7 protein-coding genes and 1 pseudogene are annotated in these 6,381 nt (G+C 64.2%); 4 read left to right on the top strand and 4 right to left on the bottom strand.

Features of this window, described 5'->3' with window-relative positions:
• Nucleotides 1-549, bottom strand: a pseudogene (locus tag MNBBLIKP_RS17905) (sensor histidine kinase); the annotation flags it as partial.
• Nucleotides 550-769: 220 nt separating this feature from the next.
• On the opposite strand from MNBBLIKP_RS17905, the gene MNBBLIKP_RS01325 reads away from it, so the two are divergent.
• Entirely contained in the window at nucleotides 770-1,234 is a 465-nt protein-coding gene (locus MNBBLIKP_RS01325) for an Lrp/AsnC family transcriptional regulator (protein ID WP_088306721.1), read from the top strand.
• Between the two features lie 9 nt (nucleotides 1,235-1,243).
• Here MNBBLIKP_RS01325 and MNBBLIKP_RS01320 read toward each other — a convergent pair whose 3' ends face one another.
• Nucleotides 1,244-2,644, bottom strand: a complete 1,401-nt coding sequence (locus MNBBLIKP_RS01320) for a serine hydrolase domain-containing protein (RefSeq protein ID WP_088306720.1) — start codon at nucleotides 2,642-2,644, stop codon at nucleotides 1,244-1,246.
• Between the two features lie 97 nt (nucleotides 2,645-2,741).
• On the opposite strand from MNBBLIKP_RS01320, the gene MNBBLIKP_RS01315 reads away from it, so the two are divergent.
• The 3 genes from MNBBLIKP_RS01315 (at nucleotide 2,742) to MNBBLIKP_RS01305 (ending at nucleotide 5,438) form a co-directional block, all read left to right on the top strand.
• The gene (locus MNBBLIKP_RS01315; RefSeq protein WP_088306719.1) at nucleotides 2,742-3,659 is read left to right on the top strand and encodes a cation diffusion facilitator family transporter; all 918 of its coding nucleotides are present in this window, start codon (nucleotides 2,742-2,744) and stop codon (nucleotides 3,657-3,659) included.
• A gap of 104 nt (nucleotides 3,660-3,763) precedes the next feature.
• Nucleotides 3,764-4,411: a DUF47 domain-containing protein gene (locus MNBBLIKP_RS01310; protein ID WP_088306718.1), complete on the top strand. Its 648-nt coding sequence runs from the start codon at nucleotides 3,764-3,766 to the stop codon at nucleotides 4,409-4,411.
• Between the two features lie 28 nt (nucleotides 4,412-4,439).
• Nucleotides 4,440-5,438 carry an inorganic phosphate transporter gene (locus MNBBLIKP_RS01305; RefSeq protein ID WP_088306717.1) on the top strand — a complete coding sequence of 333 codons (999 nt, stop codon included), beginning with the start codon at nucleotides 4,440-4,442 and terminating at the stop codon, nucleotides 5,436-5,438.
• On the opposite strand, the gene MNBBLIKP_RS17900 is transcribed toward MNBBLIKP_RS01305, so the two are convergent.
• The gene (locus MNBBLIKP_RS17900) at nucleotides 5,414-5,557 is read right to left on the bottom strand and encodes a hypothetical protein (RefSeq protein ID WP_176399606.1); all 144 of its coding nucleotides are present in this window, start codon (nucleotides 5,555-5,557) and stop codon (nucleotides 5,414-5,416) included. The two genes, MNBBLIKP_RS01305 and MNBBLIKP_RS17900, sit on opposite strands and share 25 nt — an antisense overlap.
• A 296-nt stretch (nucleotides 5,558-5,853) precedes the next feature.
• Nucleotides 5,854-6,381: SPOR domain-containing protein (locus MNBBLIKP_RS01300; protein ID WP_140420501.1), on the bottom strand; the 528-nt coding region annotated here is incomplete at its 5' end.

The raw sequence follows: 6,381 nt of genomic DNA, 5'->3' as shown, positions 1-6,381 counted from the left end.
GGTGGGTTCGGGCCCGGGTTCAGAGGCAGCCATGGGCGCCGGAGCGGGTGCGGGCGCCGGAGCGGGTGCCGGAGCGGGCGTCGGCGCTGGCGCTGGCGCCGGGTTTGCCTGAGGGGGCAGGCCGCGTTCACGGATGCCAAGCCGCTGGAGCAAGTCCTGCGCGCGCGGGCCAAGGTCAAGGCGGCGGTGCATTTCTGCCCGCGCGGTGGGGGGCAGGGCCGGGATCAGATCAAGCCATTGTTCTTCGGCAAGCTGCGCGCGCGACAAGGCGGCGATCGCCACAGCGGGCTCGCCCCCGGCCAATGCGGCGACCAGCCGGGGCGATCGCAGCCGCAGCGCGCGGTCACTCAGGATCGTGGCCCGATTGGCCGGGGGCAGGGTGCGGGCCAGATCGGCCAACTGTTCATAGGCGGCATCGACTTGTGCGCTTTGTGCCTCGGCCGGGAGTGTGCCCAGCAGGTCAAGCAGCTGCCTGAATTGCGCACGCGCGCCAGCCGCGCCTTGCGGGCGCAGGCGCAGCACAGTGGCCAGGCGGTCGTCGAACAGCATCGGGGCTCCGAATCTCGGGTCCCAGCGCGCCGGAAGGGCGTGCGAGGGCATTGCGCCATACCAGACCCCAAGGAATGGGAAAGCGCGCGTGGATCGTGCGTTGCAAAGCGGGACAATTGCGATATGAAACAATAAAATTATCGGCGCAGGCATTCTTTGCTGTGAATATTGCCCTTCCGGGCCATTGTGCTGCGCGATCCGATGCAAAAGGGTGGGCTACATGGCAAATCTCGATTCCATTGACCGGCGCTTGCTCGCCGAGCTTCAGGACGAGGGGCGGGTGACCAATGTGGAACTTGCCAACCGCGTCGGGCTGACCGCGCCGCCCTGCTTGCGCCGGGTTCGCGCGCTGGAGGAAGACGGCGTGATCCGTGGCTATCATGCCGATCTTGATGCGTCGAAGCTGGGCTTTGCGATCACGGTGTTCGCCATGGTCAGCCTGAAAAGCCAGGCCGAGGATTCGCTCCGCCAGTTCGAGGAGGCGATGAGGGATCTGCCCGAAGTGCGCGAATGCCACATGCTGAACGGGGAAATCGACTTCATCCTGAAAATCGTCAGCCGCGATCTGCAAAGCTTTCAGGAATTCCTGACCAGCAAGCTTACCCCGGCCCCCAATGTGGCCAGCGTCAAGACCAGCCTGACCATCCGCACCGCCAAGCAGCTGCCGGGCGTGCCGCTGGAATAGGCCCGGTGCCTAATCCGGCATCACGATGAACTGCTCCCACCGTCCGGTCTCACCCGGTTCGGCATAGGTTACCAGCACCAGCCTGCGCTTGCCGAACTGCAGCGAGAAGTTGCGGTTGACGAAGCCGCCGCGCAGGCGCGGGGCGCGGGTGGGGGTAATTGCGGACAGCGGGCCCAGCTTGCGCAGGCTGGCGGCATAGTCACCGCGCGTTTCGGCAGTGAAATAGTATTGCGCATTGGCGGTGAAGCGCGCGGGATCGAGCTGTCCGGCGATCAGCGCACGCAAAGTCGCGCGGGCATCGGCAGTGCGCTCGGCTTCATCAGTATCGGCGCTTTCTGCCTTGGGCAGGATGATCTTTGCGATCTCGCCGGTCAGCTCGTTCTGGACATCGCCGAAATCGCCATTGGTCAGCACCACCACGGCCACCCCATCATCCACCCAGACCGAATTCTGGGACAGAAAGCCAACCGATTCGCCGCCATGGTCCACCACCCGGCGGCCATCGACCAGATGCGTGGTAACCCCCAGCGCATAGCCGGTGGTGGTGCCATCGGCGAGCCGCACCGGGCGCTCCATTTCCTCCCAGTCTTCCCGCGGGAGCAGGCTGCGTTCAATCCGGGCCTGATCCCAGGCAGCCAGTTCCGCCGCAGTCATCGCCAGTTCGCCCGCCGCCCACAGCCAGCCTCGCCCGGCGGGAGCTGCGGCCCGCACCGGGCCCAGCGCATTGCGGTGATAGCCCTGGGGAAAGGCGGGGCCATTGGTATCGTCCACCACCAGCGGGCGGATCCCCAGCGGGGCAAAGATCCGGTCATGAAACTGCTGCATCAGCGGCTTGCCGCCCACCTGTTCGGCAATGATCCCGGCCACGACATATCCGGTGTTGGAATACTGCCGCCGCGTGCCAGGTGCGTAATCGAGCGGTTTCATCGCCCAGCGCCGCACGATTTCCTCTGGCGTGACCGGGCGTTCCATATCGGCAAAGCTGTAATCCTGCGGCCAGTAATCCTGCAGCCCGCTGGTATGGGTCAGCAACATGCGCAGCGTGATCCGATCAGCCCCGCTGACCTGCGGCAGCCATTTGGCCACTTTGTCATCCAGCCGCAGCTTTCCATCGTTTTCAAGTATCAGCAGAAGAGCGGCCAGGAACTGCTTGGAATTGGAGGCAATCTGATAGGGCAGATCGCTCCGCGCCACGGGGATCGCTTCCGAAGCCTTGCCCCAGGCCCGGTCCAGTACCAGTTCCCCGCCGCGCAGCACCGCAACTTGCGCCGATGGTACCCCGCTGGCGGCAAGCTGAGCCGCAACGGCCGCGTCGATCGCCTTCACTTCATCGGCGGTAAGCTGCTGGGACAGGGCTGCACCGGGCAGCAGGGCGAGCGACAGGGCGATGGTCAGGATGGTCTTGCGCATGGCCCCGCAGGCTAGGGCAAGCCGCGCAACAATCAAGTGATGGCCATTTGTGCCGGTTTGCGGTTAAAGCCCTGATCAAACAGGAGGAGCCCAAACCATGGCCGGACACGGCGGAACCCGCGTTATCTTGACTGCCCTTGCCGCCAATGTCGGCATCGCCATCGCCAAATTCGTTGCCGCCGGGATCACCGGTTCATCCGCGATGATTACCGAAGGGGTGCACAGCCTGGTCGATTCGACCAACCACGTGCTGCTGCTCTACGGTACCAAGCGCAGCACCCGCCCGGCCGATGCCATGCACCCGCTGGGTTATGGGCGAGAGCTGTATTTCTGGTCTTTCGTGGTGGCGATCCTGGTTTTTGCGCTGGGCGCGGGGGTTTCGCTTTATGAAGGGGTGCTGCACATCCTTGAGCCCGAGCCGACCAAGGACGTGACCGTGGCCTTTATCGTGCTGGGGGTCGCTGCCGCGCTGGAAAGCTGGTCAACCTGGGAAGCACTGAAAGAGTTTTCCAAGGCCAATCAGGGCAAGGGCCTGTTCCGTGCGCTGCGCGATACCAAAGATGCGCCAACGCTGATCGTGCTGCTGGAAAATGCCGGGGCGCTGGCCGGTCTGGCCCTGGCGGCGGGCGGGATCGCCCTGTCGATGACCACCGGCAATCCGGTGTGGGATGGCATGGCGTCAGTGATGATCGGGCTGGTGCTGGGCGCGATCGCGATCATGCTGGTGATCGAGGCCAAGGGGCTGTTGATCGGCGAAAGCGCGGACCCCGCGCTGATCGAGGCGATCCGCAGCTGCGCGGTGGGCCACGCCGGGGTGGCCTCTGTCCACGAAGTGCTGACCGTGCATCAGGCCCCCAGCATGGTGGTCAGCGTGATCAGCGCGGATTTCGAGGATGGCTTTACCGCGCGCGAGGTGGAACAGACCGTGCGCGACATCGAAGCCGCCGTGGCGCGCGAATTCCCGGTGGTCACCCGGGTCTATGTCCGCCCGCTCGATCCCAGGGATGCGGTTTAGCTCCACACCTGTGGACAGCTTTGGCTGCATCGCACCTGTGCCTCTGTCGAATCTGTCACAGCCCTGTCATAGGCCTGTCACAAATTTGCTGAGGGGGATTGGCAATGTTCGGTTGGTTCCAGCGGCTGCTGCCGCATTCGAGCGACTTTTTCGTGCTGTTCGAACGCCATGCGCTGGCGCTGACCGGGGCGGCGGACGCACTGGCGCAGTTGACTGCGGGGCAGGGGGATCGTGATACCCATCTGCGCACGATCCGCGACAAGGAGCATGATGCGGACGAAGTGATCCGCGAAACGCTGCATGAAGTGCGCCGCACGTTCCTGACCCCGTTCGATCGCGGCGCGATTACCGCGCTGATCGGTTCGATGGACGATACCATCGATGAAATGAACCGATCCGCTTCGGCGATCGAACTGCTGGAAGTGCGCAGCTTCGATCCCGAAATGCGCCAGATCGGCGTGCTGGTGCAGGATGCCAGCCGCCTGATCGCCGAAGCCGTGCCGCTGCTGCGCGATGTGGAGCGCAACGGCCACCGGCTTCACGCGCTGACCGCCAAGCTGGTCAAGCTGGAAGGCGAAGTGGACGTGCTGCACGATACCGGCATGCGGGGTGCCTTTCAGGCGCAGAAGACCAAGCCCGATCCGCTGGCCTTCATGGTCGCGCGCGAGATCTACAAGCACCTGGAACGGATCGCCGATGCGTTCGAGGACGTTGCGAACGAGATCGACAGCCTGGTCATCGACCACGGCTGAGGCCGCAATTTAGGACAGGAGTGCGGCCATGCATGAGCTTGCCTTTCCCTTGCTGGTCGGTCTGATCATCATCGCGCTGGCGTTTGATTTCCTGAACGGCCTGCATGATGCGGCCAATTCGATCGCCACGGTGGTCTCCACGCGCCTGATGTCGCCGATCTGGGCGGTGGCTTTCGCGGCCTTCGGCAATTTTGCGGCCTATTGGCTGGTGCCGCTGCATGTTGCCGATACGATCGGCAAGGGCATCATCAACAAGGACATGGTCACCCCCGGCGTGGTGTTTGGGGCGCTGATCGGGGCGATGTTCTGGAACGTGGTGACCTGGCTGAAAGGCATTCCATCCAGTTCCAGCCATGCCCTGCTGGGCGGACTGCTGGGCGCGGGGATCGTGCATGGCGGCTTTGATGCGGTGGAAAGCAAGAAGACGCTGGAAACGGTCTTTGCGATCTTCCTGTCGCCGATGATCGGCTTTGCCCTGGCGATGCTGATGGTGCTGCTGACCAGCTGGCTGTTCAAAGGGTTCCAGCCGCGCCGCGCCGAAGGCGTGTTCAAAACGCTGCACCTGTTTTCATCGGCAGCCTATTCGATCAGCCATGGCGGCAACGACGCCCAGAAGACCATGGGGATCATCACGGTGCTGCTCTATTCCACCGGCAATCTGGGCGGGGAATATCACATCCCGACCTGGGTGGTGATTTCCTGCTATCTGGCGATTTCGCTGGGGACGCTTTCGGGCGGGTGGAAGATCATCAAGACAATGGGCACCAAGATCACCAAGTTGAACCACCACACCGGCTTTTGTGCTAGCACGGCGGGTTCGATCGTGGTGTTCAGTGCCAGCATGATGGGAATCCCGGTTTCGACCACTCATGCCATCACCGGTTCGGTGATCGGCACTGGTGCGGCGCGCAAGGCCAGTGCGGTGCGCTGGGGCGTGGCCGGGCGTGTGATTACCGCCTGGTTCATCACCATCCCGGCCAGTGCTGCGGTTGGCGCGGTGTTCTACACGCTGACCCGCATGTTCTGAGCGGGACCGGAATCGGCGGCAGGATCTGGCGGCGGCACGCCCAGTTCCAGCAGTGCCGCCAGGGGTGAGAGCAGGCAGAATGGCCCGGCGCTGCGGTTCGAACCGCCTGCCGTCTGCATTTTCCTACACGGGCGGGAACTGTTATGGCAGTTCCCGCTCTTTCTCATTGTCGCGCATGTCTTGAGGTTCGCACCGCAGGCCGAAATGGGCCCGCTGCGGGCAATTTTTGCCCAAAACCGCGAATCTGTCACCTTTTTTGCGATAAATCGCTGATGCGGTTGAATTTAGTTGCCGGACAGGGTGTCACCTTGGTGTCACCTTGTCCGGCAGCTGTCCGCGCCCCAAAAAAGAACGGGCCCACCATGCGATGGGCCCGTTCGTTGGTATCCGGTCAAAGCCGGGTTTGAACTGATTATCAGTGGCGGCGGGCAAGGCCCGGACCGGCCGGGGTCTTGACGGCAGGCTTGACGGCCGGCTTGACCACAGCCTTGGCCATGGCAGGTGCCTTGGCCTTGGCTTTAACCGTCGCGCGCGCCAGTGCTGGGGCGCCAGCCGGGCGGCCAGCCGGGGCAAAGTGCTGGGTGCTGTAAGCAAAGCAGACCCCGCCGCGCGATTTGACCGAGCCGCACATGCCCTGGGCCGAACGGCCATCGAACCCGGCAGCGGCCACGCGCCAGAAGTTGCGGCCACGGACCTTGGCGGGAGTGACTACCATCTTGAACTTGCGCAGTTCGGGATTGCGGGCCGCAAAGATCCCCCAGGCGCGGCGTGCGCCCTGCGGGCTGGAGAAGCTGCCCAGCTGCACGGCATGGCTGGCATTCCCTGCCGGCGCGACGGCCACCGCGCGGACCGGATGCGGGCGGGCAGCGGGCCGGGCCAGGGCCGGTGCCGGAGCCGGAGCCTTGTAGGCCACTTTGGCGCGCACCACTGGGGCGCGCAAAAG

This window comes from Novosphingobium sp. B 225, from assembly GCF_002198665.1.
GTDB lineage: Bacteria > Pseudomonadota > Alphaproteobacteria > Sphingomonadales > Sphingomonadaceae > Novosphingobium.
Note: the sequence above shows the minus strand (reverse complement) of the source record. Positions and strands in the feature narration are given on the sequence as shown.